The sequence below is a fragment of the Alsobacter sp. R-9 genome (genome assembly GCF_054612375.1).
Genome location: NZ_JBTSWJ010000007.1, coordinates 1 through 26,994 on the forward strand (window position 1 = coordinate 1; position 26,994 = coordinate 26,994).

Consider the following 26,994-nt stretch of genomic DNA (forward strand, 5'->3'; position numbering starts at 1 on the left):
CCGGCGCCGTGCCGCGGGGCGCGCTGGCCCCGCCGCCGCCGCCCCCGCCGCCGCCTTCTCCCGCCGCCGCGGCGCCGACGGGCCGCTACCTCTTCGACATCCTTGCCTTGCCGGCCCAGGGCGCGGCGTGGCGGGCGATGACGGGAACGCGGGCGCCCGCGTGGGTGCGCAACATGCAGGGGCCGTCGGCACCGTCGAAGGCGGTGACGGTGGAGGGCCGCGACTACGAGCTCGCGTGGCTGTGCCGCGCCCGCACCTGCGACGAGAACCAGTTCGTGGTGCTGTTCACCGCCGACGGCGCGACGGCCTACGGGGTGCTGCGCGAGCGCAACCGCGTCACGTTCTACGGCGATCCGTCCGAGCCGCTCCGCCAGGCCCTCGTCGACGGGTTCGACGCGAGCCGCTGAGCCGTAGCGCACGGCAACCGCGCTCCCGCCGGGTCCCGGCGCCCGGCGCGGGGCCATGATGAACCGGGCCGCCACCGAAGTCCGGGCCGCCCCGCCAACCCGACCGAAGGGGAATGCCATGCCGCCGCGTCTTCACACCCTCGCCCGCGCACTCCTGGCCGTCGTCCCGGCGATCGTGGCCCCGGCAATGCTCGTGGCCGTTCCGGCGCTGGCAGCCAACAAGGCGGCGGGCGACGCCTGCGCGGCCAAGCTGCCGGAAACCTCCCGGCTGATCTACGACGGCACCATGGCCGCCAACCCGACGCCGGCCAACGCCCGCGACATCGTCAGGGCGACCACGGAACGGCTGGTGAAGGACGGCAAGGTCGGCATGCTGCAGGCCCGCTCCGCGGCGGAGGCCGCCGGCAGCTGCCTCGAGATCGCGCTGAAGTGAGCCGGCGGGCCGGGCGCCCGCATCGGCGCGGGCGTTCCTCGCCGACGGCTACTCGCCCGCGGGCTGGCGGCCCTTGGCGTCGCCCGCCGCGGCCCGCGCCGTCGCCTCGCGGCGCCGGCGGGCGAGGAGGACGGGCAGGACGTTGCTGAGCGCGATCATCACCGCGCCCACCATCGTCGCCGGCTTCAGCGGGTCGCCGAAAAGGGCGAAGCCGAGGATCGCGGCGAAGACGAAGCGCGAATAGGGGTAGGGCGCCAGCGACGATGCCTCGGCGCGGCGGTAGGCTTCCACCATGCAGTAGGTGGCGCAGGTGCCAGACAGCGACAGCAGCACGAGCAGCCCCGCCTGCGGCGCCGAGATCGGCTTCCACGTGATCGCCGCCTGCGGGATGGCGCTGAGGAACACCATCAGCGCCATGTAGAACATGATGGTGATGGTCCGCTCGGTGGCCGAGAGCGAGCGCGTGATGAGCGTCATCACGGCGCCGAGGAACGAGCCGCACAGGCCATAGGAGATGCGCCAGTCGAGCGTCGTCGGCTGCCAGACCTCGACGGCGACGACGACGCCGGCGAAGCCGAGCAGCGCCATCGCCGCGCGCTCCGGCGTGACGCGCTCGCCCAGCACCGGCCAGGCCAGCACCAGCAGCCACAGCTGCGAGGAGAAGCTGATCGTCGTGGCGAGCGGCAGGTCGAGCGAGCGGAAGCTCATGAAGTAGCACCACCACGCCACGGCGGCGAGCGAGCCGCGCGTCAGGTGGCCCATGAGCCGGTGGGTCCGCAGCATGGTGATGCCGGAGCCCGTGAACATGCCGCCGAGCACCGCCGTGAGCAGGATCTGCGCCCCCGCCCGCACCAGCAGGATCTGCCCCACGCCGAGCCCGTCGCCGATCATGCGGATGAACACCGTCTCCAGCGTCCCGCAGAAGGCGGAGGCCAGCAGGAAGGCGATCGCCGCGCGGCGGCTCGACGGGGTGGCTGCGGGGGTCTGGAGCATGGCGCCTTTCGGGGGTCCTCCCTTTGGCGAGTCCCGTCAAGGGCTCCGTCAGCTTTTCACCGCCCCGGCGGTGAGCCCGCGCACCATGGCCCGCTGCACCAGCGCGAACAGCACCATCACCGGGATGATGGAGATGATGCCGCCGGCGGCGAGCGAGCCCCAGGGCAGCTGGAACTCGCCGACCATCAGCTGCAGGCCCACCGGCCATGTGCGCGAGCCCGTGCTGGTGGTGAGCATCAGGGCGAAGAGGAACTCGTTCCAGGCGCCGATGGCGATGAACACGGCGGTGGCGACGAGCCCGCCGACGACGAGCGGCAGCACCACGCGCACCATGGCGCCGATGCGGCTCGCCCCGTCGATGCGGGCGGCGTCCTCGAGGTCGTTCGGCACGGCCTCGAAGAAGCCCTTCATCATCCAGATGAACACCGGCAGAAGGAACGTCGTGTAGGCCAGCGCGAGCCCGAAGCGGCTGTCCAGCAGCCCGAGGCCGCGCATCAGGATGAACAGCGGGATGATGATCATCACCGCCGGGAACATGCGCACCACGAGGAACAGCATCATCAGCTCGCGCCGACCGGCGAAGCGGTATCGCGTCACCGCGTAGGACGCGAGCGTCCCCACCACCGTGCAGATGGCCACCGTGGTCAGCGTCGTGACGATGGAGTTGCCGATCAGCGTGGGGAAGTTGGAGCGCGTCCAGATGGCGACGTAGTTCTCGAAGGTGATGCGGCGGGGGATGTACTGCATCGTCGCCGTGACGATGTCCTCCTCCGGCTTCAGCGAAATGAGCAGCGCCCAGGCGATGGGGAAGATGGCGAAGAGGACGATGGTCCACACCGCGACCTGCGCGAGGAGGTCGCCGATGCGCTTCTGGCGGGAGATGCTGCCGACACGGGCCATCTCAATCCCTCATCACGTTGGCGAGGCGGACATAGAGGTAGGAGAACACCATCAGCATCAGGAACAGGATGACGGCGAGCGCGCTGCCGTAGCCGAAGTTGAACTCCTTGTTCACCTTCAGGAAGGCGTAGAGCGACAGCACCATGGTCGAGCGCCCGGGCCCGCCGCCGGTCAGGATCAGCAGGATGTCCGGCGAGTTCACGAGGCTGATGACGCGCAGCACCACCGAGGCGACGATGATCGTCTTGAGCTGCGGCAGCGTCACGAAGCGGAAGCGCGTCAGCGGGCCCGCCCCGTCGATGGCGGCGGCCTCGTAGAGGTCCTGCGGGATGGCCTTGAGGCCGGCGAGCAGGAGCAGCGCGAAGAACGGGAAGCCGTGCCAGATCTCGACGAGCAGGGCGGCGGCCATGGCCCAAACGGGATCGGCGAACCAGGCCTTGTAGGTCGTGAGGATTCCGACCTTGACCAGCATGTCGTTGACGACGCCGAGCCGGGGGTCGAGCAGCAGCGCCCACATGTGGCCGGCGACGACGTTGGGCAGGAACCACGGCAGCAGGATCAGCACCGCGGCGACGCGGAAGCCCGTCTGCTCCCGGTTGAGCAGCAGCGCGACCGCGAGGCCGAGCAGCAGTTCGCCGACGCAGGCCGAGACGGTCCACACCACGGTGTTCTGCAGCGACAGCCAGAACACCGCGTCGTCGAGCATCGCCCGGTAGTGCTTCAGGCCGACGAATCCGGTTCCGAGGTCGAGGCGGTTGAGCCGCATCTCGCGGAAGCTGAGCCCGATGCCCCAGACGGTCGGGTAGAGCACCACGGCGAGGATGAGGACCAGCGCCGGGACGAGCAGCCAGTAGGCCCAGAAGCGCGTCTCCGACAGGTCGCCGATCGCCCCCAGCAGCGACCGCCGCCGCCGGGCCGGCTTCACGAGCGCGCTGCTGTCCTCGGCGATCGCCATGCGCTCAGACCGAGGCCACGGCGGTCCGCTCCACCCACGCCCAGTCGACGGCGTGGCCGAGGCCCGGCTCGCTGGTGACGTGCAGGTGGCCGTCGCGGATGGCGAGCTTGCCGAGCGTCTTCAGCGCCGCGATCTGCTCGGCGTTGATGACGAGCTGCTCGTAGTAGTCGTTGATGCGGATGGCGGCGCACAGCTGCGCGTTGGCGAGCCCCATGCCGTGCACCTGGCAGCGCATGCCGTGGCTGTCGGACAGGTGGGCGATCTTCATCGAGCCGGTGAAGCCGCCCTTGTAGTTCGTGTTGACGCGCGTCATGTCGAGGGCGCCCATCTGGATCCACGTCGCCATGTTCCAGTGGCAGCCGTCGGAGGTCTCGGCGGCGAGGACCGGGATGTCGAGCGCGTCGCACAGCTTGCGGTAGCTGTTGAGCTCGAACTCGCGCATGGGCTCCTCGTACCAGAGGAAGCCGCACTCCTCGAGCACCCGCCCGAACCACAGCGAGGTCACGTAGTCCCAGCCGGCCGAGCCGTCGAACATGAGGTCGGCGTCCGGCCCGCACCACTTGCGCAGGTTGCGGCAGAGCTTCGCGTCCTCCTTCGCGTCGCCCCAGGCATGCAGCTTGAAGGCGAAGAAGCCCTCGTCGATGCACTGCTTGATGTACCTTTCGTACTCTTCCATCGTGTCCCACGTGACCGTGGAGGCGTAGGCCGGCACCTTGGTCGTGTTGCCGCCCAGCATCTGCCAGAGCGGCATGCCGGCCTTCTTCGACTTGACGTCCCAGGCGAGCTGGTCGACGAGGCCGAGATGCGTCATGTGCATCTCGTCGATGCGGTCGATCTCCCAGACGAGGTGCCAGAGCCGCTCGGTCGCCAGCGGGTCCTCGCCGATCAGGCTCTTCAGCCGCCGCTCGGTGAGCTGCATGACCGAGGAGGCGTAGCGCGCCGAACTCTCGATCTCGACGCAGCCGACGATGCCCTCGTCGGTGTCCATGCGCAGCACCGCGGTGTGCTGCTTCTTGCCCGGCGCCATGCCGTCGTGCGAGCCCATGAGCCCCGTGCGCCACCGGTAGCGGTGGACCGGCTGGTCGGCCTCCAGCACGAAGCAGCGGATGTCGGTGATGCGCATGGGTGTCTCCGTGCGGATGAACTGGCCGTGGGGTTCCCCCCACCCCCGGCCCCTCCCCACAAAGGGGGAGGGGAGTGGAGAGCGGGGGGTGGTCCAAGAGCAGTCCCCTGGAAAGGCTGAGGATAAGGCTCTCCGTCGCCGCTCCCCTCCCCCTTGTGGGGAGGAGCGAGGGGTGGGGGTGGTGGGGTGGGAGTCTCGCCGCCTACATCGCCGCCGTCGCTCCCGGTGCCTTCGGGGCGAGGCGGGTGCCGCCCCAGGAGGCGGCGTGACGGGCGAGGTCGGCGGGCAGGAACTCGCCCGACGCGCCCTCCTCGTGGTCGAAGTGGTGCCAGCGGTCCTCGCCGCGCACGAGCATCGCCTTGTCGCGCACGCCGCCGGCCTGCTTCACGTGCGCGCCGACGTAGCGGATGGCGAAGCCGATGCGCCGCTGCGCCGAGCGGTTGGGCTCGGAGTTGTGGGCGATGTCGACGTGGTGCAGCGACATCTCGCCGGGCTTCAGGACCACGTCGACGACCTTGTCGAGGTCGACGTCGACGGCGATCTCCTGACCGCGCGACAGGAGGTTGTCCTGCGCCCACGTCTCCTTGTGGGCCATGATGCCGCCCTTGTGGGTGCCGGGCACGACACGCATGCAGCCGCTCTCGACGGTGGACGGCGTCAGCGCCACCCAGGCCGTGACGATGTCGGAGGGCTCGAGCCCCCAGTAGGTCGCGTCCTGGTGCCAGCTGACATAGGCGTCCGAGCGCGGCTCCTTGAGGAAGAAATTGGCGCCCCACACGAGGATGTTGGGGCCGATGACGCCCTCGACCGCGTCGAGGATGCGCGGGTTCCGGCAGAGGTCGGTGAGGGTCTTCGAGACGTAGTAGGACTTGTGGAGCATGAGCCCCTTGCGCTCCTCCGCCGGCCGGGCGTCGATGCCCGCCACCGCCGCGAGCCCCGCCGCGATCTCAGCCTCGTCGAGCACCCGGAACGGGAAGAGGACGCCGTTGTCCTTGTACGCCTGCACCTGCGCCGCACTGAGGGATGTCGCCATGGAGCGCCTCCTGTGGATGGGAAACGGGGGGCGGGCAGGCCCGCCCCCCAAGGTGGCCGCGGGCGTGGGAGGCCCCGAGCGGCGGTACCGTGGAGGGCGGAGCGCTACTTCAGCGCGCTCTCCAGCCCCTTCATCATCGCGTCGACGGCCTGCTCGGCGGTCTGCCGCCCGACCAGCACCTTCTGGAACTCGGGCAGCACGACCGTCTCCGACCAGCCGGCGTAGCCGACGAACATCGGCGGAAGGCGGCCGAAGGTGGTGGTCTCCACGGCGGCGCCGTAGATCGGGTTCTTGGTGATGCGCTCGTCCTGCGCCACCTTCGGCGAGGACGGGAAGTAGCCCGTCTCCTCGAGGAAGGCGATCGCCGGCTCGGGCTCCGCCCAGAACTCGATCCAGCGCATCGCGGCGTCCGCCTTGGCCGGGTTCGAGATGCTGTTGAACAGGTACGTCACGCGGGCGATGCGCGCGGCCGGGCCGGCCGGGATCGCCACCGTGCCGAACTGCTCGGGCTTCAGCGCCGCCTGGATCTCGGTGAGCGATCCGGTGTGGTGCATGACCATGGCGGTCTGCCCGGTCTTGAAGGCCTCCATGATCTGCCGGTAGCCGTCGTTGGGGGCGCTCGCCGGCACGACCTTGTGCTTGGTGAGGAGCTCCGCATAGAAGGCGACCGCCTCGGTCGCCTTCTTCTTGTCGATCGCCATCTTGCCGTCGGCGACGATCGGCGATCCCCAGGCCTCGATCAGGTCGACCACCCAGGCCTGTCCGCCGGCGCCGCCGCGCAGGCCGAAGCCGAAGCGGTTCTTCGACGCATCGGTGACCTTGAGCGAGGCGTCGAGCAGGTCGGCGAAGGTCTTGGGCGGGGCGATGCCCTTCTCCGCGAACCAGTCCTTCCGGTAGTACATCCAGTTGACGAAGGTGAAGGCCGGGATGCCGTAGATCTTCCCGTTGACGGTGGCGCCCTGCCAGGCCTGCGCCGGGTATTCGCCGAAGCGCGACCACTTCTTGATGCGGTCGGTGGAGTCGGTCAGGCCGCCCATGGCGACGAGGTCGCCGGCGCGCTCGGCCACCACCATGCAGGTGTCGGGCCGGGCGTTGGCGACCACCGCGGCGGTCATCTTCGACATGTACTCGGGGTTCGGGATGTTCTCCTGCGTCACCGCGATGTCGGGGAACTTGGTCTTGAACAGCGCCATCACCCGCTCGAGCCCCTTGAACTCGGTCGTCGAGGTGAAGTGGTGCCAGTAGTTGATGCCGGCCTTCTGCGCGAAGGCGGCGCCCGGCAGGAGGCCGGCGAGCGGTGTCGCGGCGAGGCCTCCCAGGAGCTGGCGGCGGTCGAAGTGCATCGGTTGTCCCTCCCGTACGTTTCGTGTCATCCCGCCCCCGCGGGCGGCGGGCGGCGGGCAGGCGCATGCGTGTCAGGTCAGGCGAATGGGCGAGGAGGCGGGCGGCGGCGGCAGGTCGGCCGCCGCGACGACCTCCGGAACGGCGAGCTCGCGCCGCGCGCGCTCGCTGAGCACGAGGCCGTGGCCTGGCCGGTCGGGCGCGATGGCGTAGCCGTCGCGCATCACGATCGGCTCCTCGACGAGGTGGTTGTAGTTCTGGAACGAATACTCCAGCCAGTGCGCCTCCGGCAGCGCGGCGGCCATGTGCACGCCGATCTCCAGCATGGTGTTGCCGAGGCTGACGCTGATGCCGTGCTCGGCGGCCAGCCAGCCGGCCTTCATCGTGTCGGACACGTGGCCGTGAACGTTGAGGATGTCGGCGCCGCGCGCCTCCATCAGCTTCCGCTTGCCGCGCAGGTCGAGGTACTCGCCCGAGTTGACGTGGGTCCACGGCGCGCCCTCGCGGATCTCGCGCAGGCCGTCGAAGTCGTCGCGCAGGCACGGGTCTTCGACCCAGAAGATGTCGAAGCCGGCCTTCCGGTAGATCTTCAGGCGGCGGATGGTCTCCTTCGGCGTCCAAGCCTCGTTCGAGTCGACCATCACCGGCCCGGCGTCGCCCACCGCGTCGCGCAGCAGCTTCAGGCGGTGCAGGTCCCACTCCACGTCCGGGTGGCCGACCTTGATCTTGAAGCCCCGGTGCCCCTGCGCCGCGGCCTTGGTGAAGAACTCCACGTAGTGCGCGTCGGAGAGGTGGTAGTCGAGCCCGCTCGCATAGGTGCGGACCTTCGGGTCGGTGCCGCCCAGCATGCGCCACAGCGGCAGGCCGGCCTGCTGCGCGGCGAGGTCCCACGCCGCCTGGTTGATCGCCTCCTCGAAGGGCAGGCCCATGCGCCGCTGGTTGCCGCCGCGCGGCCGCGACACGCGGTGGATGAGCCCGGCCGGCGCCTGCCCCTCCAGCCCCGGCCACGCCTCCTCGCGGAAGACGCGCTCGATCTCGGCGAGGTTGGGCAGGGGGTGGAAGAGGCTCAGCCCGAAGCCGAGCCCGACGGTGCCGTCACCGGCCAGAAGCTCCAGCACGATGTTGTGGGCGTGCGCGATGTGCACCTGGCTGTCGCCGATGACGCGGTCGCGCGCGTACTGGAACCGCGTGAGCCGGAAGCCCTCGATCCGCATCGGCGTCTCCCCGAGGTCGGCGCCGTAGACATTCACCGGCGCTCTCTGATAGATCAGTTGTCATGAAAGGTAGATCACATTCCGCTTCTGCCGCAAGCGCCGATCACGGCGACCTGCTGGACGCGGATGTCCCCGAAAGCGTCGCAACGCCCGTCGGCAGCCTCAGCGACGTGGCGCGCGAGCGCTTCCTCGAGGCGCTGTTCGAGCGCCGGCTGGAACCGGGCGCCTTCCTCTCCCAGCAGGACCTCGTGCGGATCCTCGGCGTGCCCGTGGGGCCGCTGCGCGACGCGCTGCGGGTGCTGCAGACCGAGGGCTGGCTCACCATCCACGCGCGCTCGGGCATCGAACTGCGCAAGCCGGACTTCGCGTTGGTGCGCAACTCCTACCAGCTGCGCCTGATCCTCGAGCGTGCCGCCGTGCGCACCTTCGCCGAGATCGCACCCCTGCGTCAGATCGAAGCACTGGAGGAGCGGCACCGCGAGGTGATGGAGCGCGTCGAGGGGCGCGAGCTGACCGTCGACCTCGCCCACGAGCTCGAGGACAACGACTTCGGCTTCCACCTGGAGGTCGTCCAGATCCTGTCCAACCCGATGATCGAGGCGGCCTACAGCCAGGCGCAGCGCTTCGTCCGCTTCGTGCGGCTCGACCGCGAGTTCCGCCTGTCGTCGCCGCTGGTCGTTCGCACCATGCACGAGCACCTTGCCATCCTCGCGGCCTGCCGGGCGCGCGACGCGGCGGCCGCCGAGGCGGCGCTCGAACTTCACTTCTCGCGCGCCATGCAGCGCGCGATCGGGTTTTTCTAGGAGCCCGCGGGGCGGGGGAGGCGGACCATGGCCAGGATCGTGCGGATCGAGGCGCTCATGGTCGACCTCGTACCCAAGGTGAAGCGCACCGACGCGATCCAGAGCTTCGTCAGCCAGGAGACGCCCATCGTCATCGTCACCGACGAGGACGGCGCCACGGGCATGGGCTACTCCTACACCATCGGCACCGGCGGCCCCTCGGTGATGAAGCTCATCGAGAAGACGCTCGCCCCGGCGCTGATCGGCCGCGACGCCGCCGAGGTCGAGCGCCTGTGGCGCGACCTGATGTTCCTCACCCACGCCACCACCGTGGGCGCCATCACGGCGCTGGCGCAGGCCGCCATCGACACCGCGCTGTGGGACCTGCGCTGCCGCCGCGCCGGCCTGCCGCTGCACGTCATGGCCGGCGGCGCGCAGGCGTCGCTGCCCCTCTACACCACCGAGGGCGGCTGGCTGCACCTCGAGCCCGCCGCGCTCGTCGACGACGCGCTGCGGGCCCGCGCCGACGGCTTCGGCGGCGCCAAGATCAAGGTCGGCCGCCCGCACGTCGCCGAGGATGTCGCCCGCCTCTCGGCGGTGCGCGAGGCCTGCGGCCCCGGCTTCGAGATCATGACGGACGCCAACCAGGCCTTCACGGTCGACGAGGCGATCCGCCGGGCCCGCCACTACGAGCGGCTCGACATCGCCTGGTTCGAGGAGCCGCTGCCGGCCGACGACCTCGGCGGCCACGCGCGCCTTGCGAGAATGACGAGCGTGCCGGTGGCGGTGGGCGAGAGCCTCTACAGCCCGCTGCACTTCCGGGAGTACCTCGCGGCCGGCGCCTGCTCGATCGTGCAGGTGGACGTGGCGCGCATCGGTGGCATCACGCCGTGGCTCAAGGTCGCGCACCTCGCCGAGACGTTCAACGTGCCGGTGTGCCCGCACTTCCTGATGGAACTCCACGTGGCGCTGTGCTGCGCCGTGCCGAACGCGCGCTGGGTCGAGTACATCCCGCAGCTCGACAGCCTGACGACGCGGGGCATGGCGATCCGCGACGGGCGCGCCTTCCCCTCCGCCGAGCCGGGCCTCGGCATAGCCTGGGACATGGAGGCGGTGCGCCGCCTCGCCGTGCCCGGCAGCGGCTTCACGGTGGACGCGGGGCCATGAGCGCCGCGCGCCCGCCGCCGGTTGCGGCCGCGACGGGCTGAACGCCCGCCGGCCGACGCGTCAAAGAACGACCATCCTGGGGAGGATACCATGACGAGCAGGCTTCACTTCACGCGCAGGCACATCCTCAAGACGTCCGTGGCCGGGGCCGCGGCGATGGCCGCCGGCCGCTCGGCGCTCGCCGCGCCGGCGCTGGTCAAGGGCTCGAAGCTCACCTACTGGGGCGGCCTCATCTTCTCCGAGAAGGCCAACAAGCTCCTCGTCGACACCGTCAACAAGTGGGGCGCCGACAACGGCATCGTCACCGAGGTGGTGATGATCAACCAGAACGAGACGGTGCAGAAGGTCTCGGCCGCGGTCGCGTCCAACACCATGCCGGACGCGCTCGACCTCAACCTCGACCTGCTGCTGCTCCTGTCGCGGCAGGGCCAGTTCCTCACCGTCGACCAGGAGTTCGACGCCATCGGCAAGGCGCAGGGCGGCTGGTTCGGCGCCGTGGCGCAGTCGACCGACACCAGCAAGATCGCCGGCGGGCGCACCGGCATCCCGTTCGGTGTCTCCGGCAACCTGCTGCTGCGCCGCAACGACCTGCTCGCCAAGGCCGGCTTCGCCAAGCCGCCGGCGACTTGGGAGGAACTCGTCGCGCAGGCCGCCGCGGTCAACAAGCCGCCGCTGTTCGGGCTGGGCCTCGCGCTCTCCAACGTCGGCGACGGCAACGTGCAGATCGGCGTGCTGCAGTCCTACGGCGGCCGCATCGCCGACGACACCGGCACCAAGGCGGCGATCAAGTCGGACGCGACGCGCGAGTACCTGCGCTGGGTCAAGGGCGCGTGGGACAAGAAGCTCTTCCCGCCCGGCGTCACGACGTGGGACGGCGCCGGCGACAACCAGGCCTACCTCGCGGGGCAGGCGGCCTTCATCGCCAACACCGGCTCCGTCGGCATCGCCGCCAAGGGGCAGGACCCCGAGCTCTACGCCGCGACGCTCTACTCGTCGCTGCCCGCCGGCCCGAAGGGCACCATCTCCGCGACGACCACGAACCTGCGCGCCATCCCCAAGGCGAGCAAGAACCCGGACGCGGCGCGCGCGCTGCTGGAGCACCTCGCCCAGCCGGCCTTCATGGAGGCCTACTACGCCAACGCCATCTACGGCCCGGTGACGCAGAAGCAGGCGGAGTTCAAGGCCTTCAGCACCGACCCGATCCTGTCGGGCCTGCTCGACCTCGTGAAGAAGGGCACGCCGCCGGCCTACCCCGACGTCTACAACGCCGGCTTCGCCGACGCCTTCAACAACTTCGTGGTGCCGAAGATGGTCCAGCGCGTCGTCATCGACAACTGGGACTTCGACCGCGCCATGGACGAGGCGCAGACCGTCATCCAGGCGATCTACGACAAGTACAAGTGATGGCCGGCCCCGCGCCCCTCGCCCGGCGCCCCCCACCCCCAACCCCTCCCCACGAGGGGGAGGGGGGCGGAGAGGGTTCGCGTTTTGGAACTGTCGGTGACCGGGCTCCTCCCCCGGCGGCGGGGCCGTGGCCGGCCGGGACGTCGCCGTCCCCCCTCCCCCTTGTGGGGAGGGGTTGGGGGTGGGGGTCTCCCGGGACGGCACGCCGGTGGAGGACGCCGGGGAGCGTGGCGCCATGAGCCTCGCGCCCACGGCGGCACGGGCGGCAAGCGGCGCCCAGCGGGAGCGGCGGCGCTGGCGCGCGTCCACGCAGGAGGCGGTGTTCGCCTATGCGCTGGTGCTGCCGGTCGTGCTGCTGCTGCTGGCGCTCGTCGCGTACCCGTTCTTCTACGCCATCTGGGTGGCGTTCACCGACCGCGTCGTCGGCAACGACGGCAAGTTCATCGGGCTCGCCAACTTCCGCTATCTCGCCGGCTCGCCGGCCTTCTCGGCGGCGATCTGGAACACGGTCGTGCTGGTGGTGGTGAGCGACGTCCTCAAGCTCGCCATCGGCCTCGGGCTGGCGCTGCTCGTCAACCAGCACATCCCGGGGCGCGGCGTCATCCGGTCGGTGCTGATGCTGCCCTGGGCGATGCCGGCCTTCGTCGCCTTCCTGACCTGGCGGGTGCTCTACCAGCCGGTCGGCGGCGGCATCAACCTCGTGCTCACGCACACGGGGATCTACCCGGAGATCGTCGACTGGCTCGGCCAGCGCTCCACCGCGATGCCGTCGGTGATCGTCGCGGCGGTGTGGCGCGGCTTTCCGTTCTGGTTCGTCAGCATCCTCGCCGCGCTGCAGACCATCCCGCAGGAGCTGCACGAGGCGGCGCGCATCGATGGCGCCAGCGCCTGGCAGCGCTTCCGCCACGTGACGTGGCCGGGCATCCGGCGCGTCGTCATCATCACCACGCTGCTGTCCTCGATCTGGACCGCCAACTCCTTCGAGCACGTCTGGCTGCTGACGCAGGGCGGGCCGTCCGACGCCACCATGGTGTTCCCGGTGCTCGCCTACTTCGGCATGCAGACGCAGCGCCTCGGCGAGGCGGCGGCCGTGTCGGTGGCGATGCTCCCCGTGCTCATCGTCCTCGTCTTCGTCGCCACGGCGATGATGCAGAGCCGCGCGGAGGAGGACTGACATGGCTCCCGTGCGCGCCGGCTCCGGGATGGGCATCGCCGGGCGCGAGCGCCTCGGTCGCGTCCTCACCTACGCCGCGCTCGCCGTGGCGATCGTGCTGGTGCTGTTCCCGATCTACTGGATGACGATCACGTCGCTGAAGCTGCCGCGCGAGATCTACCGGCAGCCCTCGCTGTGGCCGAACGTGATCACCTTCAACAACTACCGCCAGCTGATCGAGGACAAGGGCTTCCTCCTCGCCATCCGCAACAGCCTCGTCGTGGCGGGGGCGGTGACGGTGATCGCCGTGGTGATCTCCTCGCTCGCCGCCTACTCGCTGGCGCGCTTCCGCTACCGCTTCCGCGGCCTCGTCGGGCGGTTGATCCTCTTCGCCTACCTGACGCCGACGTCGCTGCTCTTCATCCCGCTGTCGATCCTCATGGCGAAGCTCGGGCTGGGCAACTCGCTGCACGGGCTGATCCTCGTCTACCTCACCTTCTCGCTGCCGCTGTCGACGTGGCTGCTGCAGGGCTACTTCCGCGGCGTGCCGCGCGAGCTCGAGGAGCAGGGCATGATCGACGGGCTGACGCGCCTCGGCTCGCTCATCCGCATCGTCATGCCGCTGTCGGCGCCGGGCATCGCGGCGGTGGCGATCTTCACCTTCACCGGCGCGTGGAACGAGCTGCTGCTGGCGCTGGTGCTCACCTCCTCGGAGAGCGTGCGCACCGCGCCGCTGGCGCTCAACTACCTCATCACCAGCGACGTGCTGCCGTGGGGCCCGCTGATGGCGGGCGCGGTGCTGTCGTCGCTGCCGCTGATGATCCTCTACTTCGTCGCCCAGCGCTTCATGGTGCAGGGCATGACCGCCGGATCGGTGAAGGGGTGACCCGGAGCCGTAAAACCATCCAGACCGCAGGGAGAACCACGATGTCGGGCAAGGGGATCAGGATAGCCATCGGCCAGTTCAACGAGCTGACCGAGGAGAAGCTCAAGTTCGCGCAGCAGATCGGCGTCGGCGGCATCCAGATGAACACGCCGAAGCTGCCGGGCGACGCGAAGTGGGAGGAGAAGGACCTGCGCGAGCTCGTGCGCAAGACGCAGGAGTACGGCCTCGAACTCGAGGCCATCGAGAACGTGCCGACGCACTTCTACCACAAGGCGATGCTCGGCCTGCCGGGTCGCGACGAGCAGATCGAGAACTACCGCGCGACGCTGCGCGCCGTCGGCCGCGCCGGCATCCCGGTGCTCGGCTTCCACTTCATGCCGAACTCCGTGTGGCGCACCGAGCGCTTCGCGCCCGGGCGCGGCGGCGCCGGCTGCACCAAGTTCGACATGGCGGAGGTGGAGGCGAAGGCCACGAAGGACGAGTGGCGCCAGTACCTGCCCACCTCGCTCGGCTGGCAGGAGACCATGCCGCTGCGCGGCCCCGGCGAGCCCGTCGTCACCGAGGAGGAGATGTGGGCGAACTACACCTACTTCATCAAGGCGGTGCTGCCGGTGGCCGAGGAGGCGGGCGTGACCATGGCGCTGCACCCCGACGACCCGCCGGTGCCGATGCTCGGCGGCGTCGCCCGGCTCTTCTACAAGCCCGAGAACTTCATCCGCGCCTGGGAGATCAACCCCACGAGCGCCAACTGGGGCCTCGACCTTTGCCTCGGCTGCTGCTCGGAGATGCCCGGCGGCGCGGTGAACGTGCGCCGCATGATCGAGTTCTTCGGGCCGAAGGGCCGCATCATCTACGTGCACTTCCGCGACGTGCAGGGCACGGTGCCCAACTTCATCGAGTGCTTCATCGGCGACGGCAACTTCGACCCCGCGGAGGCGATGCTGCTGCTCAAGCGCAACGGCTTCACCGGCTTCCTGCTCGACGACCACGTGCCCCACATGGACGGCGACAGCGACTGGAACCACCGTGGCCGCGCCCACGCCATCGGCTACATGCAGGGCCTGATCCGCATGGGCGACTACACCAAGGCCGCCTGAGGGGCGCGACCCTGCTCCCCCGCCGGTGGAGACGGTGTCCCGACGGTGAGATGAGGGTTTGCCGGGCATCAGCCTCCGCGCCGCCGCCCCTCATCCGCCCGCTGCGCGGGCACCTTCTCCCCGCTCGCGGGGCGAAGGAAGGCGTGTCGGCCGCTGTCCTGCTCCACGCACGCGGCGCGCCGCCCGTCCAGCCTCCGCGTCGGGGCCGCTTCCCTTCTCCCCGCCGGCGGGGAGAAGGTGCCCCGAAGGGGCGGATGAGGGGATGTCGGTGAGGCGTGCGACGCGCCGGATGAGGGGCGTCCGAAAAAACCTGCGGCGTTCGGGAGAGGATGCCCTCCCTCACGACGTGGTGAGCGGGCCGCTCCGTTCAGGTGCGGTTCATGCGCGGGCGGGATCACTCGCGGCATGAGGCTGATCATCACGTGTCTCGCCGGGCTGGCGGCTGCTTCGGCGGTCTGGCCCGTCGCCGTCGCCGCGCAGGCGGCGGACCGCTGCCTGTCGGCCGAGGAGATCCGCGAGGAGGTGGCGCAGAAGCGCGTCGTCACCCAGGTCTCGGCGCTGCGGGCCGCCCGCAGCCAGATGGGCGGGGAGGCCGTTCGGGCGCGGCTGTGCCGGCAGGACAGCGGCCTCGTCTACGTCATCACCTCGCTCAAGCGCGACGGCAAGGTCATCCGCGTGCTCGTCGACGCGCCGTCGGGTAAGGTGATCGGACAGAACTGACGGATTCGCACGATGCGGCTTCTGGTCGTCGAGGACGACAAGGACCTCAACAGGCAGATCGTGACCGCCCTCGAACAGGCGGGCTACGCGGTCGACCGCGCCTTTGACGGCGAGGAAGGCCACTTCCTCGGCGACACCGAGCCCTACGACACGGTGATCCTCGATCTCGGCCTGCCGAAGATGGACGGCATCGCGGTGCTGCAGGCGTGGCGCCGGGAGGGCCGCACCATGCCGGTGCTCATCCTCACCGCCCGCGACCGCTGGAGCGACAAGGTGCAGGGCTTCGACGCCGGCGCGGACGACTACGTGCCCAAGCCCTTCCACATGGAGGAGATCCTGGCTCGCGTGCGCGCCCTGCTGCGCCGGGCCGCCGGCCACGCCACGAGCGAGCTCATCTGCGGCCCGGTGCGGCTCGACACGCGCTCCAACCGCGTGAGCGTCGACGGCAACCCGGTGAAGCTGACCTCCCACGAGTACCGGCTGATCTCCTACCTGATGCACCACGCCGGCCGCGTCGTCTCGCGCGCCGAGATCGTCGAGCACCTCTACGATCAGGACTTCGACCGCGATTCGAACACGATCGAGGTCTTCGTCGGGCGCCTGCGGCGCAAGCTGGGCGTCGACGTGATCCAGACCGTGCGCGGCCTCGGCTACATCCTGCAGGCCCCCTCGGGCGGGCCCGGGGGCTGATGGCGCTGCTCGGCCGCCAGTCGATCGCCACGCGACTGCTGGTCTCCTCCGCGGCGTGGAGCCTCGTCATCCTCCTCGTCGCCGGCATCGTGCTGTCGGCCTTCTACCGCCGCTCGACCGAGAAGGCCTTCGATGAGCGCCTGCACGTCTACCTCAAGTCGCTGGTGGCGGCGGTGGCCTCGCCGGACGACACCGAGCGAAACGACCCGTGGAGCCTGGGCGAGCCGCGCTTCGACCTGCCGCTCTCGGGCTGGTACTGGCAGGTGACGCGCCTCGACCACCGCCCGGAGGAGGGGCGGGGCAGCGACACGCGCGGATCCACCTCGCTGTTCGGCGGCAAGCTCCCCTCCCTCGCCGAGACGGGCGTGAAGGCGGGTCCCGGCGAGTTGCGCGAGGGCTACGCCGTCGGCCCCGACGAGCGCCTGCTTCGCATCGTCGAGCGAGTCATCGACCTCGGCGACGACGGGCGATACCGCATCCAGGTGGCCGCCGACAGCTCGGAGATCGAGGCCACCATCCGCACCTTCCGCTATGCGCTGGGGGCCACTTTCGCGCTGCTGGCGGTCGCGCTGCTGGCGACCGCGCTGCTGCAGGTCCGCTTCGGGCTGCAGCCCCTGTCGCGCCTGCAGTCGGCCGTCGGTGAGGTGCGGCTCGGCCGCTCCGAGCGGGTCGACGGCGACTACCCGGACGACCTCGCCCCGCTCGCCGCCGAGGTGAACCTGCTTCTCGACAGCAACCGCGAGATCCTCGAACGGGCGCGCACGCAGGTCGGCAACCTCGCGCACGCCCTCAAGACGCCGCTCAGCGTCATCGTCAACGAGGCGGGGGCGAGCGAGGGCCCGCTCGCGGACAAGGTGCGCGAGCAGGCTGCCGTGATGCGCGACCAGGTGAACTGGTACCTTGAGCGCGCCCGCGCCGCGGCGCGCGCCGGCTCGGTCGGCGTCGTCACCGACGTCGGGCCCGTCGTCGAGGGAATCGTGCGCACGCTGTCGAAGATCCACCGCGACCGCGACCTCGCCTTCGACGTCGCGGTGGGGACGGACCTTCGTTTCCGCGGCGAACGGCAGGACCTCGAGGAGATGGTCGGCAACCTCGTCGACAACGCCGGCAAGTGGACCTCCTCCCGCGTTGCGGTGGCGGCCGAGGCGGCCGAGCCCCGCGAGGGCCGCATCTTCCTCACGGTGACGGTCGACGACGACGGGCCCGGCCTGTCGGGTGCACAGCGCAAGGCAGTGCTGCGCCGCGGCACGCGTCTCGACGAGTCGAAGCCGGGGTCGGGCCTCGGCCTCGCCATCGTCGCCGACCTCGCCGACCTCTACGGCGGTTCGCTGGCGCTGGCGGATTCGCCGCTGGGCGGCCTGCGGGCCGTGCTGGTGCTGCCGGCGGCGTGAGCCGCGACCCCTTGGCTGCCCGAACTGCCATGATCCCGCCGGATTGCCTCGCCAGAGGTGCGGCGACGAGGGCCCCGGGGGCGCGCCGTGAGCGGTGCCGTTGACACCGCCGGCCGGTCCCGCGACACGGATTCGACGATTGGCAGGAGTGATTCTCATGGCGAAGACAACGATTGCGGTGGTGCTGGCTGCGGCCATCGGCCTCGGGGCGGCGGGATGCTCGCAGTCCACCGGCCCCAACGAGGTGGGCGGCACTATGATCGGCGCGGTGGCCGGCGGCCTCCTCGGCAGCACCATCGGCGGCGGCGCCGGCAAGACCGCTGCCATCATCGGCGGCACGCTGATCGGCGGGTTCCTCGGCAACACGATCGGCCGCAACATGGACGAGAACGCGCGGGCGCAGGCCTACAACGCCCAGTACGCGGCGGTGTCGAGCGGCCAGCGCGCCGAGTGGTCGGCGCCGAGCGGCAGCCGTGGCTACGTCGAGCCGGGCCCGGTCTACCGGGATGCGAACGGCACCTGCCGCCGCTACACGCACACGATCTATGTCGACGGCCGCCCGCAGCAGGGCTCCGGCACCGCCTGCCGCAACCCCGACGGATCCTGGCAGATCGTCAGCTGAGGACCCGGAGCCCCGGCACCGAGCCGCCGCCACGCCCTTCTCCCCGCCCGGCGGGGAGAAGGTCCCGGAGCGCAGCGGAGGGGGATGAGGGGAGGCGGCTGGCGCCCCGCCCGCATCCGCAGGATACCGGGGCGGCAAGATATCGCGTGACCTGCGCGGCGCCGGGCGGTATTTCGTCCTCATGCTCGTGACCCTCGCGCTGGCCCTCATGACCGGAGCCGCTGCCCTGGCCGTGCTGCTGCCGCTGAGCCGCCGTCCGGGCGAGGGGGCCGCTGCGGTCGAGGACGCCGACACGGTTTTCTACAAGTCGCAACTCGCCGACATCGACCGCGACCTCGCCCGCGGGCTCGTGGAGCCCTCGGAGGCCGCCCATGCGCGCGTCGAGGCGGCGCGCCGCCTGCTGGCCGCCCAGCGCCGGGCCGGGACCGAGGCCGCCGTCTCCGGCGGGACCATGCGGCGCCGGGTCGCGGCGGCCGTCGTGCTCGTCGGCCTGCCGCTCGTCAGCCTGTCTCTCTATCTCAGGGTCGGAAGCCCGGAGATGCCGGCGCAGCCGCTGGCCTCCCGCCAGCAGATGACGCCCGAGGAGATGGACTTTGCCCAGGCGCTGGCGAAGATCGAGGCCCACCTCGCCGCCAACCCCGACGACGGGCGCGGCTGGGAGGTCGTGTCGCCGTTCTACATGCAGATGGGCCGCTACGGCGACGCCGTGCGCGGCTATGCGACGGCCGTGCGCACTCTCGGCGAGACGCCGCAGCGCCTCGAGAACCTCGGCGAGGCGCAGGTCGCTGCCGCCGACGGCATCGTCACGGCGGAGGCCCGCACGGTGATTGAGCGGGCGCTGGCCAAGGACGGCAAGCTCGTGAAGGCGCGCTTCTACCGGGCGCTTGCCGCCGAGCAGGACGGCCGCAAGGACGCCGCCGTGACCTTCTACACCGACCTCGCGCAGGACCTGCCGGCCGGCAACCCGCTTCTGGAGCGCGTCAACGAGACGATCGTGCGCCTCGGCGGCACGGCGGTCGCGAAGGGTGTCCCGCAGGGCGGCGAGGCGATCGCCGCGCTTCCCGACGCGCAGCGCCAGGACGCCATCCGCGGCATGGTCGAGGCGCTCGACGCCCGCCTGGGCACTGACGGCACCGACGTCGAGGCCTGGCTCCGGCTGGTGCGCTCGCGGATGGTGCTGAACGAGCCGGACAAGGCCCGCGCCGCCTATGCGCGCGGCCTCGCGGCGCTGGCCGGCGACCCGGCCGCGCGCACCCGGCTGGAGCAACTCGGCCGCGACCTCGGCCTCGGCGGATCCTGACCATGACCCGCAAGCAGCGCCGCCTCGCCCTCATCGGATCCGCCGCCGCCGTGCTCGGCGTCGCCGCCGGCCTCGTGCTCTTCGCCTTCCAGGACTCGATCGTCTTCTTCTACGGCCCCTCCGAGATCGCCGTGAAGAACGTGCAGCCCGGCACGCGGCTTCGTATCGGCGGGCTCGTGCAGCAGGGCAGTGTGCAGCGCGGGGCGGACCAGAACGTCGTCTTCGCCGTCACCGACACCAACAAGACGGTGGAAGTGCGCTACCGCGGCATCCTGCCGGACCTGTTCCGCGAAGGGCAGGGCGTGGTCGCCGAGGGCGTCCTCGTCTCGCCGACGCAGTTCAAGGCCGACAGCGTGCTTGCCAAGCACGACGAGAACTACATGCCGAAGGAAGTGGCCGACACACTGAAGAAACAGGGTGTCTGGCAGCACAACCCGAATGCCGCGGCCCCCGCCGCGGCGGCGGGCAGCAAGCCGTGACCGGGGACACGCCATGATCGTCGAAACCGGCCACTACGCCCTCGTCCTCGCCTTCGCGCTTTCGCTCATCCTCACGGTGATTCCGCTGTGGGGCGTGGTGGCGCGCGATGCGGTGCTGATGGGCACGGCCCGCCCGGCCGCCTTCGCCATGGCCGGCTTCGCCGCGATCTCCTACGGCGCGCTGACCTGGAGCTACGTGACGTCGGACTTCTCGGTCCTGAACGTCCTGCAGAACTCCCATTCGACGAAGCCCTTCGTCTACCGGATCTCCGGCGTGTGGGCGAACCACGAGGGCTCGATGCTCCTGTGGGTGCTCATCCTCGCGCTGTTCGCCGCGCTGATCGCATGGCGGGGCCGGCACATGCCCCAGCGCCTGCTCTCCGGCGTGCTCGCCGTGCAGGGCTCGATCGCGGCGGCGTTCTTCCTGTTCATCCTCGTCACGTCGAACCCCTTCTCCCGCGTCTCGCCGGCGCCGTTCGAGGGCGAGGGGCTCAACCCGCTGCTGCAGGACCCCGGCCTCGCGATCCACCCGCCGCTGCTCTACCTCGGCTATGTCGGCTTCTCGGTGGCGTTCTCCTTCGCCGTCGGCGCGCTGGTCGAGGGAAAGATCGACGCGGTCTGGGCCCGCTTCGTGCGGCCGTGGACGCTGACGGCGTGGATCTTCCTGACGCTCGGAATCTCCATGGGCTCCTACTGGGCCTACTACGAGCTCGGCTGGGGCGGCTGGTGGTTCTGGGACCCCGTCGAGAACGCCTCGCTGATGCCCTGGCTCGCCGGCACGGCGCTCCTGCACTCCACCGTCGTGATGGAGAAGCGCGACGCCCTGAAGGTGTGGACGATCCTGCTGTCCATTCTCACCTTCTCGCTGTCGCTGATGGGCACCTTCCTGGTGCGCTCGGGCGTCCTGACTTCGGTGCACGCCTTCGCCGTCGACCCGACGCGCGGCATCTTCATCCTCGGCATCCTGATCCTGTTCATCGGCGGCTCGCTGTCGCTGTTCGCGTGGCGCGCGCCGCTGCTGCGCCAGGGCGGGCTGTTCGCGCCGATCTCCCGCGAGGGCGGGCTCGTGCTGAACAACCTGTTCCTCTCGGCGATCTGCGCGACCGTGTTCGTGGGTACGCTCTACCCGCTGGCGCTGGAGGCGGTGACCGGGTGGTGGAACCCCGGCCAGCCGAGCAAGATCTCGGTGGGCCCGCCCTTCTTCAACGCCACCTTCCTGCCGCTCGCCGTGCCGCTGCTGCTGGCCGTGCCCTTCGGCCAGACGCTGGCTTGGAAGCGCGGCGACCTGCTGGCCGTGGCCCAGCGCCTCGTCTTCGCCGGCCTCGCCGCCGTCGTCATCACCGTGCTCGTGTACGCCCTGACGTGGGGAGGCCCGTGGGCGGCGCCGCTCGGCGTCGGACTGGGGGCGTGGCTGATCCTCGGCTCGCTGAACGAGATCATCACCCGCTCGTGGCGCTCCGGCCTCGGCGTCGGCGGGGTGCTCGCCCGCGCCGCCGGCCTGCCCAAGTCGGCCTGGGGCACCGCCGTCGCCCACGCCGGGCTGGGCCTCACCTGCATCGGCATCGCCGCCACGGCCTGGGGCGTGGAACGAATCGTCACGATAAAGCCGGGCGAGAAGGTCGAGCTCGCCGCCTACACCGTGGTGCTGGACGGCGTCTTTCCGCGCCAGGGACCGGACTACCGCGAGACGGTGGCGCGCCTGCGCATCCTGTCCGGCGACCGGCAGATCGGCACCATCGAGCCGGGCAAGCGCGTCTTCGCGGTGCGCACCATGCCGACGAGCGAGGCCGGGCTGATGACCGTCGGCCTCGGGCAGGTCTACGCGAGCGTCGCCGACATCGAGCCGGACGGCCGGGTCGGCGTGCGCCTCTACTGGAAGCCGCTGGTGCTGCTGATCTGGCTGGGCTCGGTCGTGATGGCGCTCGGCGGCGGCCTGTCGCTGCTCGACCGCCGCGCCCGCGTCGGCGCCCCGGTGCGCGCCCGCGGCGCTCCCGCGCCGGTGCCGGCGGAGTGACCGCGGTGCACGGGAGGTTCGCCCGGGCCCTGCGCGCCGCGCTTGCCGCGGCGCTGCTCGTGGCCGCGGTTGCCCCGGCGGCGCGGGCGGTGCAGCCGGGCGAGGTCCTCGCCGATCCGAAGCTCGAGGGCCGCGCCCGCGCCCTGTCGACGGAGCTTCGCTGCCTCGTCTGCCAGAACCAGTCCATCGACGACAGCGACGCGCCTCTGGCGCGCGACCTGCGGCTCATCGTCCGCGAGAAGCTGAAGGAGGGGGCGAGCGACGCGGAGATCCGCGACTTCCTCGTCGCCCGCTACGGCGAGTTCGTGCTGCTGAAGCCGCCCTTCGGCTGGCACACGGCGCTGCTGTGGCTGGCCCCCTTCGCCGTGCTTGCCGCCGGCGCCGCCGCCCTCATCGCCCGCGCCCGCCGCCCCTCCGCCGTCGTCACCGAGGCCGCTCCCCTCACGGAGGAGGAGCGGGCCGAGGTGGAGCGGATGCTCGGCAAGGGGTGAGAAGGGCTGGCTCTCCGGGGGCGTCATCCCCGGCGACCGGCGGAGCCGGTCGGGATGGGGGCCGAGGCGATGGCGGGGGAAGGGCTGAATCCCCTTCCCGGTCGGCTGCGCGGATCGCCGGCGAGGACGGCGAACACCAGATAAACGCGACAGTCACGATCGCGCGAGGCCGCCGATGATCCCCTCTCCTCTGCATGGCGGGGAGAATGTGGCGCGAAGCTCAGGAAGAGGGGAGGGCGGTCCTTCTCCGCCACTCACGCCGCCACGCGCTCCGCCGGCAGCGTCAGGACGGCGCGCAGGCCGGGGGCGTTGTCCTCCAGGCGCAGGGTGCCGTTGTGGAGCCGGGCGACGGCGGCGGCGAGCGACAGGCCGAGGCCGAAGCCGGGGCGCGAGCGGGATCCCTCCAGCCGCACGAAGCGGTCGAGCACGCGGGCCCGCTCCTCGGCAGGGATGCCGGGACCGCGGTCGGCGACGGTGATCTCGACGCCGTCGCCGGCCCGCGCCACCGAGACCGCGACGCTGGCGTGCGGTCCGCTCTGTCCGAGCTTGCCCGCCGCCGCCTCGCCCGCGTCGGACCCGCCGGCCGGCACGGGCGCCTCGGAGGGGGCGTACTTGATGGCGTTGTCGACGAGGTTGGCCACGGCCTGCCCGACGAGCTCGCGCGAGCCGACCACCCGCAGGCCGTCGATCCGCAGCGTCTCGGCAAGGTCGTCCGGCACGGTGACGGTCAGCGGCACGCCGGCTTCCTCGGCGACGGGCTCGTAGAGTTCGGCGACGTCGCGCGCGACCTCGCCGACGTCGAAGGCGGCCATGCCCTCGCGAGCGTTGCCCGCCTCGGCGCGGGCGATCATCAGCAGGGCGTTGAAGACGCGGATGAGGTTGTCGGCCTCCTCGATGATCGTCTCCAGCGCCAGCCTGTACTCGCTTTGGTCGGTACCGGTGCGAAGCGCCTCCTCGGCGCGGTTGCGCAGCCGGGTGAGCGGCGTCTTCAGGTCGTGCGCGATGTTGTCTGAGACCTCCTTGAGGCCCTTCATCAGCTCCTCGACGCGATCCAGCATCAGGTTGAGGCTGACGGCGAGACGGTCGAGCTCGTCGTTGGTTCCCGCGATGGCGAGGCGACCGGACATGTCGCCCTTCATGATGTTGCGGGTGGTGCCTGTCATGTCGTCGATGCGCCCCAGCACCCGGCGCGTGACGAACCAGCCGCCGACCACGGCGAGCACGGCGACGAGCAGCAGCGACCAGCCGAAGGCGCGGCGCATGACGGCGCGCAGCCGGTCGGCCTCGGCGAGGTCGCGCCCCACGAGCAGGCGCCCGCCGCCCGGCAGCTCGAACACGGCGACGAAGGCCTCGTGCGGGTTCCGGTCGTCGTCGGGGTGGAAGTAGGTGATGATCCGCTGGCCGGGCTGGTCCATCACCTCCGGCGGAACGCGCTCGATGTTGCCCGTGATCCGCGTGCCGGCGGGGCCGACGAGCAGGTAGATCGCGGAGCCCGGCTGGCGGGAGCGGCGGTCGATGACGTTCACCATGCGCGGCAGCCCGCCATTGCGGGCGAGGTCGGCGAGGCCCCGCACCTCCGCCTCCACCGTGCTCGCCACCTGCTCGGCGATCAGCCGGCGGGTATTGAACGCGATGTAGCCGATGAGGAACGCCGCGAAGAGCGTGAAGATGAGCAGATAGGCCAGCGACAGCTTGAACGCCGTCGTGCGGAAGAGCTTGCCCAGCGCGGTCATCGCACGGTCCTCGCCGTCAGGCGCGCGCGACCGGTCGACCGGGCGCGACCGGATGCTTCACCGGGCACCGTCACGGACCATGTACCCTGCGCCGCGCACCGTGTGGATCAGGGGACGGTCGAAGCCCTTGTCGATCTTCCCGCGCAGTCGGGACAGGTGCACGTCGATGACGTTGGTCTGCGGGTCGAAGTGGTAGTCCCACACGTTCTCCAGCAGCATGGTCCGGGTCACCACCTGGCCGGCGTGCTTCATCAGGTACTCGAGCAGGCGGAACTCGCGCGGCTGCAGGTCGATGGCCTTGCCGGCGCGGGTGACGCGGCGGGCGAGCCGGTCGAGCTCGAGGTCGCCGACGCGATAGACGGTCTCCTCGGTCGGGCCGGAGCCACGCCGGCGTGCCAGCACCTCGACCCGGGCGAGCAGCTCGGAGAAGGCGTAGGGCTTGGCGAGGTAGTCGTCGCCGCCGGCGCGCAGGCCCTTCACCCGGTCGTCGACCTGGCCGAGGGCGGAAAGGATCAGCACGGGCGTGTCGATCTTCTGCTCGCGCAGGCCGTGGATCAGCGACAGGCCGTCGAGCTTGGGCAGCATGCGGTCGACGATCAGCACGTCGTAGCCGCCTTCGCTGGCCATGGCGTAGCCGTCCAGCCCGTTGGCGGCGTGGTCGGCGACGTGTCCGGCCTCGCGGAACGCCTTCACGAGGTAGGCCGCGGCCTCGCGGTCGTCTTCGACGATGAGCAGCTTCATGGGCATGGAACGTACCCGATCGGAGCCTCGTGTGAAGCGTCGGCTTGGCCTCGTCCACCCCTTCGCAGCCCCGTTGGCGCGGGACTCAGCAGAAGGGCGACGTGATGAGGCGCGGCAGGCCGGGGCGGGCCTGCCGCGCCTTGGGGCGTCTGCGGTGCGGTTCCGCAGGCCCCGCCGGGACGCTGCGTGACGGCCCGTTGCTGGGCGGCTCTTGTCCGTCACGCACCCGGACGGGCGGCGGTGGCAGGGTCAGGGGTCAGCCCGCCGCCGCTCGTGGGTCTTCTCAGCCGCGGTTGTCGCGGCCCTGGAAGGCGAGGGCGACGAAGCGCGAGCCTTCGCCGCTCTTCACCCGCATCAGGACGGCCTTGCGGCCCTCCTTCTTCGCCTCGTCGACGGCCTTCTTGACCTCGCCGGGCTGCGAGACGGCCTTGCCGGCCACCTCGAGGATGACGTCGCCGCTCTTCAGGCCCTGGGCGGCCGCGATGCCGTCGGGGTCGACGTTCGTCACGACGACGCCCTTGTCGCCGGCGCCCTTGACCGTGGAGGCGGGGGCGAGCTGCAGGCCGAAGCCCTTGCCGTCCGCGCCGTCATGGCCGATGTCGGCCTTCGCCTGCTTGTCGCCCGGCAGGTTGCCGAGCTTCAGCTGGATCGTCTGTTCCTTGCCGTCGCGCACGACGCCGAGGGCGACGTTCGCGCCGGGCTTCTTGGCGCCGATCTCGCGCGACAGGTCGCGCGGGCCGGGGACGGGCTTGCCGTCGACGGCGATGATGGTGTCACCCGCCTTGATGCCCGCCGCGGCGGCCGGACCGTCGGGCTGCGCCTCGGCGACGAGGGCGCCCTTCGTGTCCTTCAGCCCGAGGCTGTCGGCGATCTCCTGCGACACCGGCTGGATCTGCACGCCGATGAAGCCGCGCGACACGGTGCCGCCGCTCTTCAGCTGCTCCACCACGGACTGGGCCACCTCGGTCGGGATGGCGAAGGCGATGCCCACGTTGCCGCCCGACGGCGAGTAGATCGCCGTGTTGACGCCGACCACGTCGCCGTTGACGTCGAAGGTCGGGCCGCCGGAGTTGCCGCGGTTCACCGCCGCGTCGATCTGCAGGTAGTCGTCATACGGGCCCGAGCCGATGTCGCGGCCCTGCGCCGAGACGATGCCGGCCGTCACCGAGCCGCCGAGGCCGAACGGGTTGCCGACCGCGATGACCCAGTCGCCGACGCGGGGCTGGCCCGGGGCGAAGCGGACGAAGGGGTACTTGCCCTCCTGCTTCACCTTGAGCACGGCGAGATCGGTCTTGGGATCGGTGCCGATCACCTTGGCGTCGAGCGTGCGCCCGTCGTCCATGGTCACCTGCACCTCGACGCCGTTCTGGACGACGTGGTTGTTGGTGACGATGTAGCCATCCTGCGAGATGAAGAAGCCCGAGCCCTGCGACTGGGCGAACTGCTTGCCGCGGGGACGCTGCTGCGGGGCCATGCCGCGGCCCTCGCCGCGCTGGCCGAACTCGCGGAAGAACTTCTGGATGCCGGGCGGCAGGTCGTCGAAGGACGGGCCCTCGCCGTCGTCGGCGACGCCGTCGCCGCGCATCGAGGCGTTCTCGACCTTCACCTTCACCGCGACGACGGCCGGCTTCACCCGGTCGACGACGTCGGCGAAGCCCGGATTGACCGTGGCCCGGGCCATGGCCTGGGTCTGCGCCTGGGCGAAGGCGCTGTCGGAGGGAAGCCACGCCTGGTGGGTGAGCCCCGCGCCGACGATGGCCACCGCGGCGGCGCCGGCCATCAGGCCGTTGCGCAGGGTGCGGCGGGACATGCTGCTGTTCGTCATGCTCGTCTCCTCATGGGGTTCACTGGACCCCTGAATTCGCCGCCGGGGACATCGCCCCGGCTTGCGATGAAGAGATGGGGGATGCCGGCTTACCGGCGCC

The 26,994-nt window shown here is 71.0% G+C and carries 26 protein-coding genes; 16 read left to right on the top strand and 10 right to left on the bottom strand.

Going from position 1 to position 26,994, the window contains the following annotated elements; all coding sequences use genetic code 11:
- The coding region (locus tag ACX9GQ_RS12500) for an Ivy family c-type lysozyme inhibitor (RefSeq protein ID WP_459629881.1) at positions 1-407 on the top strand (407 nt) is incomplete at its 5' end.
- A gap of 118 nt (positions 408-525) precedes the next feature.
- Entirely contained in the window at positions 526-840 is a 315-nt protein-coding gene (locus ACX9GQ_RS12505) for a hypothetical protein (RefSeq protein WP_459629882.1), read from the top strand.
- A gap of 48 nt (positions 841-888) precedes the next feature.
- Here ACX9GQ_RS12505 and ACX9GQ_RS12510 read toward each other — a convergent pair whose 3' ends face one another.
- The 7 genes from ACX9GQ_RS12510 to ACX9GQ_RS12540 form a co-directional block, all read right to left on the bottom strand.
- A complete protein-coding gene (locus ACX9GQ_RS12510; protein WP_459629883.1) occupies positions 889-1,833 on the bottom strand; it encodes a DMT family transporter in 945 nt (314 codons plus the stop codon).
- Between the two features lie 48 nt (positions 1,834-1,881).
- Complete coding sequence (locus tag ACX9GQ_RS12515) at positions 1,882-2,733, bottom strand: carbohydrate ABC transporter permease (RefSeq protein WP_459629884.1); 852 nt, start codon at positions 2,731-2,733, stop codon at positions 1,882-1,884.
- Between the two features lies 1 nt (position 2,734).
- Complete coding sequence (locus ACX9GQ_RS12520) at positions 2,735-3,688, bottom strand: carbohydrate ABC transporter permease (RefSeq protein ID WP_459629885.1); 954 nt, start codon at positions 3,686-3,688, stop codon at positions 2,735-2,737.
- A gap of 4 nt (positions 3,689-3,692) precedes the next feature.
- Positions 3,693-4,811: an enolase C-terminal domain-like protein gene (locus ACX9GQ_RS12525; protein WP_459629886.1), complete on the bottom strand. Its 1,119-nt coding sequence runs from the start codon at positions 4,809-4,811 to the stop codon at positions 3,693-3,695.
- Positions 4,812-5,013: 202 nt separating this feature from the next.
- Positions 5,014-5,844 carry a phytanoyl-CoA dioxygenase family protein gene (locus ACX9GQ_RS12530; protein WP_459629887.1) on the bottom strand — a complete coding sequence of 277 codons (831 nt, stop codon included), beginning with the start codon at positions 5,842-5,844 and terminating at the stop codon, positions 5,014-5,016.
- A gap of 104 nt (positions 5,845-5,948) precedes the next feature.
- On the bottom strand, positions 5,949-7,187 hold the full coding sequence (locus ACX9GQ_RS12535) for an extracellular solute-binding protein (RefSeq protein WP_459629888.1): 1,239 nt from the start codon (positions 7,185-7,187) through the stop codon (positions 5,949-5,951).
- 72 nt (positions 7,188-7,259) lie between these two features.
- Positions 7,260-8,435, bottom strand: coding sequence for a mandelate racemase/muconate lactonizing enzyme family protein (locus ACX9GQ_RS12540; RefSeq protein WP_459629889.1), 1,176 nt, complete (start codon positions 8,433-8,435; stop codon positions 7,260-7,262).
- 26 nt (positions 8,436-8,461) lie between these two features.
- Between ACX9GQ_RS12540 and ACX9GQ_RS12545 the strand changes: the two genes are divergently transcribed.
- The 14 genes from ACX9GQ_RS12545 to ACX9GQ_RS12610 all read left to right on the top strand — a co-directional run bounded on the left by ACX9GQ_RS12545 (position 8,462) and on the right by ACX9GQ_RS12610 (position 22,595).
- A complete protein-coding gene (locus ACX9GQ_RS12545; protein ID WP_459629890.1) occupies positions 8,462-9,202 on the top strand; it encodes a GntR family transcriptional regulator in 741 nt (246 codons plus the stop codon).
- A gap of 27 nt (positions 9,203-9,229) precedes the next feature.
- Positions 9,230-10,348, top strand: coding sequence for a mandelate racemase/muconate lactonizing enzyme family protein (locus tag ACX9GQ_RS12550; protein WP_459629891.1), 1,119 nt, complete (start codon positions 9,230-9,232; stop codon positions 10,346-10,348).
- A gap of 90 nt (positions 10,349-10,438) precedes the next feature.
- The gene (locus ACX9GQ_RS12555) at positions 10,439-11,752 is read left to right on the top strand and encodes an ABC transporter substrate-binding protein (protein ID WP_459629892.1); all 1,314 of its coding nucleotides are present in this window, start codon (positions 10,439-10,441) and stop codon (positions 11,750-11,752) included.
- Between the two features lie 235 nt (positions 11,753-11,987).
- A complete protein-coding gene (locus tag ACX9GQ_RS12560; protein ID WP_459629893.1) occupies positions 11,988-12,926 on the top strand; it encodes a carbohydrate ABC transporter permease in 939 nt (312 codons plus the stop codon).
- A 1-nt stretch (position 12,927) separates the two neighbouring features.
- Positions 12,928-13,791, top strand: a complete 864-nt coding sequence (locus tag ACX9GQ_RS12565; protein WP_459629894.1) for a carbohydrate ABC transporter permease — start codon at positions 12,928-12,930, stop codon at positions 13,789-13,791.
- Positions 13,792-13,832: 41 nt separating this feature from the next.
- Positions 13,833-14,888: a mannonate dehydratase gene (locus ACX9GQ_RS12570; RefSeq protein ID WP_459629895.1), complete on the top strand. Its 1,056-nt coding sequence runs from the start codon at positions 13,833-13,835 to the stop codon at positions 14,886-14,888.
- 405 nt (positions 14,889-15,293) lie between these two features.
- Positions 15,294-15,608 (top strand): PepSY domain-containing protein, encoded by a 315-nt coding sequence (locus ACX9GQ_RS12575; protein WP_459629896.1) that lies wholly within the window; start codon positions 15,294-15,296, stop codon positions 15,606-15,608.
- Positions 15,609-15,620: 12 nt separating this feature from the next.
- The gene (locus tag ACX9GQ_RS12580) at positions 15,621-16,298 is read left to right on the top strand and encodes a response regulator transcription factor (RefSeq protein WP_459629897.1); all 678 of its coding nucleotides are present in this window, start codon (positions 15,621-15,623) and stop codon (positions 16,296-16,298) included.
- Positions 16,298-17,689, top strand: a complete 1,392-nt coding sequence (locus tag ACX9GQ_RS12585) for a sensor histidine kinase (RefSeq protein WP_459629898.1) — start codon at positions 16,298-16,300, stop codon at positions 17,687-17,689. The genes ACX9GQ_RS12580 and ACX9GQ_RS12585 overlap by 1 nt, the downstream gene beginning before the upstream one ends.
- 157 nt (positions 17,690-17,846) lie before the next feature.
- Entirely contained in the window at positions 17,847-18,311 is a 465-nt protein-coding gene (locus ACX9GQ_RS12590) for a glycine zipper domain-containing protein (protein ID WP_459629899.1), read from the top strand.
- Between the two features lie 181 nt (positions 18,312-18,492).
- A complete protein-coding gene (gene ccmI / locus ACX9GQ_RS12595) occupies positions 18,493-19,611 on the top strand; it encodes a c-type cytochrome biogenesis protein CcmI (protein ID WP_459629900.1) in 1,119 nt (372 codons plus the stop codon).
- 2 nt (positions 19,612-19,613) lie between these two features.
- Complete coding sequence (gene ccmE / locus ACX9GQ_RS12600; RefSeq protein WP_459629901.1) at positions 19,614-20,090, top strand: cytochrome c maturation protein CcmE; 477 nt, start codon at positions 19,614-19,616, stop codon at positions 20,088-20,090.
- A 13-nt stretch (positions 20,091-20,103) separates the two neighbouring features.
- Entirely contained in the window at positions 20,104-22,104 is a 2,001-nt protein-coding gene (locus tag ACX9GQ_RS12605) for a heme lyase CcmF/NrfE family subunit (protein WP_459629902.1), read from the top strand.
- 5 nt (positions 22,105-22,109) lie between these two features.
- A complete protein-coding gene (locus ACX9GQ_RS12610) occupies positions 22,110-22,595 on the top strand; it encodes a cytochrome c-type biogenesis protein (protein ID WP_459629903.1) in 486 nt (161 codons plus the stop codon).
- 254 nt (positions 22,596-22,849) lie between these two features.
- Here ACX9GQ_RS12610 and ACX9GQ_RS12615 read toward each other — a convergent pair whose 3' ends face one another.
- The 3 genes from ACX9GQ_RS12615 to ACX9GQ_RS12625 form a co-directional block, all read right to left on the bottom strand.
- On the bottom strand, positions 22,850-24,328 hold the full coding sequence (locus ACX9GQ_RS12615; RefSeq protein WP_459629904.1) for a sensor histidine kinase: 1,479 nt from the start codon (positions 24,326-24,328) through the stop codon (positions 22,850-22,852).
- Between the two features lie 57 nt (positions 24,329-24,385).
- Positions 24,386-25,069, bottom strand: coding sequence for a winged helix-turn-helix domain-containing protein (locus tag ACX9GQ_RS12620; protein WP_459630118.1), 684 nt, complete (start codon positions 25,067-25,069; stop codon positions 24,386-24,388).
- A 283-nt stretch (positions 25,070-25,352) separates the two neighbouring features.
- The gene (locus ACX9GQ_RS12625) at positions 25,353-26,894 is read right to left on the bottom strand and encodes a Do family serine endopeptidase (RefSeq protein ID WP_459629905.1); all 1,542 of its coding nucleotides are present in this window, start codon (positions 26,892-26,894) and stop codon (positions 25,353-25,355) included.
- Positions 26,895-26,994 lie beyond the last annotated feature (100 nt).

Excerpts from the sequence above, each read along its gene's own strand:
- ACX9GQ_RS12565 (WP_459629894.1), top strand. The coding sequence starts at position 12,928 with ATGGCTCCCGTGCGCGCCGGCTCCGGGATGGGCATCGCCGGGCGCGAG.
- ACX9GQ_RS12520 (WP_459629885.1), bottom strand. The coding sequence starts at position 3,688 with ATGGCGATCGCCGAGGACAGCAGCGCGCTCGTGAAGCCGGCCCGGCGG.
- ACX9GQ_RS12545 (WP_459629890.1), top strand. The coding sequence starts at position 8,462 with ATGAAAGGTAGATCACATTCCGCTTCTGCCGCAAGCGCCGATCACGGC.
- ACX9GQ_RS12615 (WP_459629904.1), bottom strand. The coding sequence starts at position 24,328 with ATGACCGCGCTGGGCAAGCTCTTCCGCACGACGGCGTTCAAGCTGTCG.
- ACX9GQ_RS12625 (WP_459629905.1), bottom strand. The coding sequence starts at position 26,894 with ATGACGAACAGCAGCATGTCCCGCCGCACCCTGCGCAACGGCCTGATG.
- ACX9GQ_RS12555 (WP_459629892.1), top strand. The coding sequence starts at position 10,439 with ATGACGAGCAGGCTTCACTTCACGCGCAGGCACATCCTCAAGACGTCC.
- ACX9GQ_RS12530 (WP_459629887.1), bottom strand. The coding sequence starts at position 5,844 with ATGGCGACATCCCTCAGTGCGGCGCAGGTGCAGGCGTACAAGGACAAC.
- ACX9GQ_RS12585 (WP_459629898.1), top strand. The coding sequence starts at position 16,298 with ATGGCGCTGCTCGGCCGCCAGTCGATCGCCACGCGACTGCTGGTCTCC.
- ACX9GQ_RS12580 (WP_459629897.1), top strand. The coding sequence starts at position 15,621 with ATGCGGCTTCTGGTCGTCGAGGACGACAAGGACCTCAACAGGCAGATC.
- ACX9GQ_RS12575 (WP_459629896.1), top strand. The coding sequence starts at position 15,294 with ATGAGGCTGATCATCACGTGTCTCGCCGGGCTGGCGGCTGCTTCGGCG.
- ACX9GQ_RS12515 (WP_459629884.1), bottom strand. The coding sequence starts at position 2,733 with ATGGCCCGTGTCGGCAGCATCTCCCGCCAGAAGCGCATCGGCGACCTC.
- ACX9GQ_RS12535 (WP_459629888.1), bottom strand. The coding sequence starts at position 7,187 with ATGCACTTCGACCGCCGCCAGCTCCTGGGAGGCCTCGCCGCGACACCG.
- ACX9GQ_RS12620 (WP_459630118.1), bottom strand. The coding sequence starts at position 25,069 with ATGAAGCTGCTCATCGTCGAAGACGACCGCGAGGCCGCGGCCTACCTC.
- ACX9GQ_RS12550 (WP_459629891.1), top strand. The coding sequence starts at position 9,230 with ATGGCCAGGATCGTGCGGATCGAGGCGCTCATGGTCGACCTCGTACCC.
- ACX9GQ_RS12570 (WP_459629895.1), top strand. The coding sequence starts at position 13,833 with ATGTCGGGCAAGGGGATCAGGATAGCCATCGGCCAGTTCAACGAGCTG.
- ACX9GQ_RS12505 (WP_459629882.1), top strand. The coding sequence starts at position 526 with ATGCCGCCGCGTCTTCACACCCTCGCCCGCGCACTCCTGGCCGTCGTC.
- ccmI (WP_459629900.1), top strand. The coding sequence starts at position 18,493 with ATGCTCGTGACCCTCGCGCTGGCCCTCATGACCGGAGCCGCTGCCCTG.
- ACX9GQ_RS12605 (WP_459629902.1), top strand. The coding sequence starts at position 20,104 with ATGATCGTCGAAACCGGCCACTACGCCCTCGTCCTCGCCTTCGCGCTT.
- ACX9GQ_RS12590 (WP_459629899.1), top strand. The coding sequence starts at position 17,847 with ATGGCGAAGACAACGATTGCGGTGGTGCTGGCTGCGGCCATCGGCCTC.
- ACX9GQ_RS12560 (WP_459629893.1), top strand. The coding sequence starts at position 11,988 with ATGAGCCTCGCGCCCACGGCGGCACGGGCGGCAAGCGGCGCCCAGCGG.
- ccmE (WP_459629901.1), top strand. The coding sequence starts at position 19,614 with ATGACCCGCAAGCAGCGCCGCCTCGCCCTCATCGGATCCGCCGCCGCC.
- ACX9GQ_RS12525 (WP_459629886.1), bottom strand. The coding sequence starts at position 4,811 with ATGCGCATCACCGACATCCGCTGCTTCGTGCTGGAGGCCGACCAGCCG.
- ACX9GQ_RS12510 (WP_459629883.1), bottom strand. The coding sequence starts at position 1,833 with ATGCTCCAGACCCCCGCAGCCACCCCGTCGAGCCGCCGCGCGGCGATC.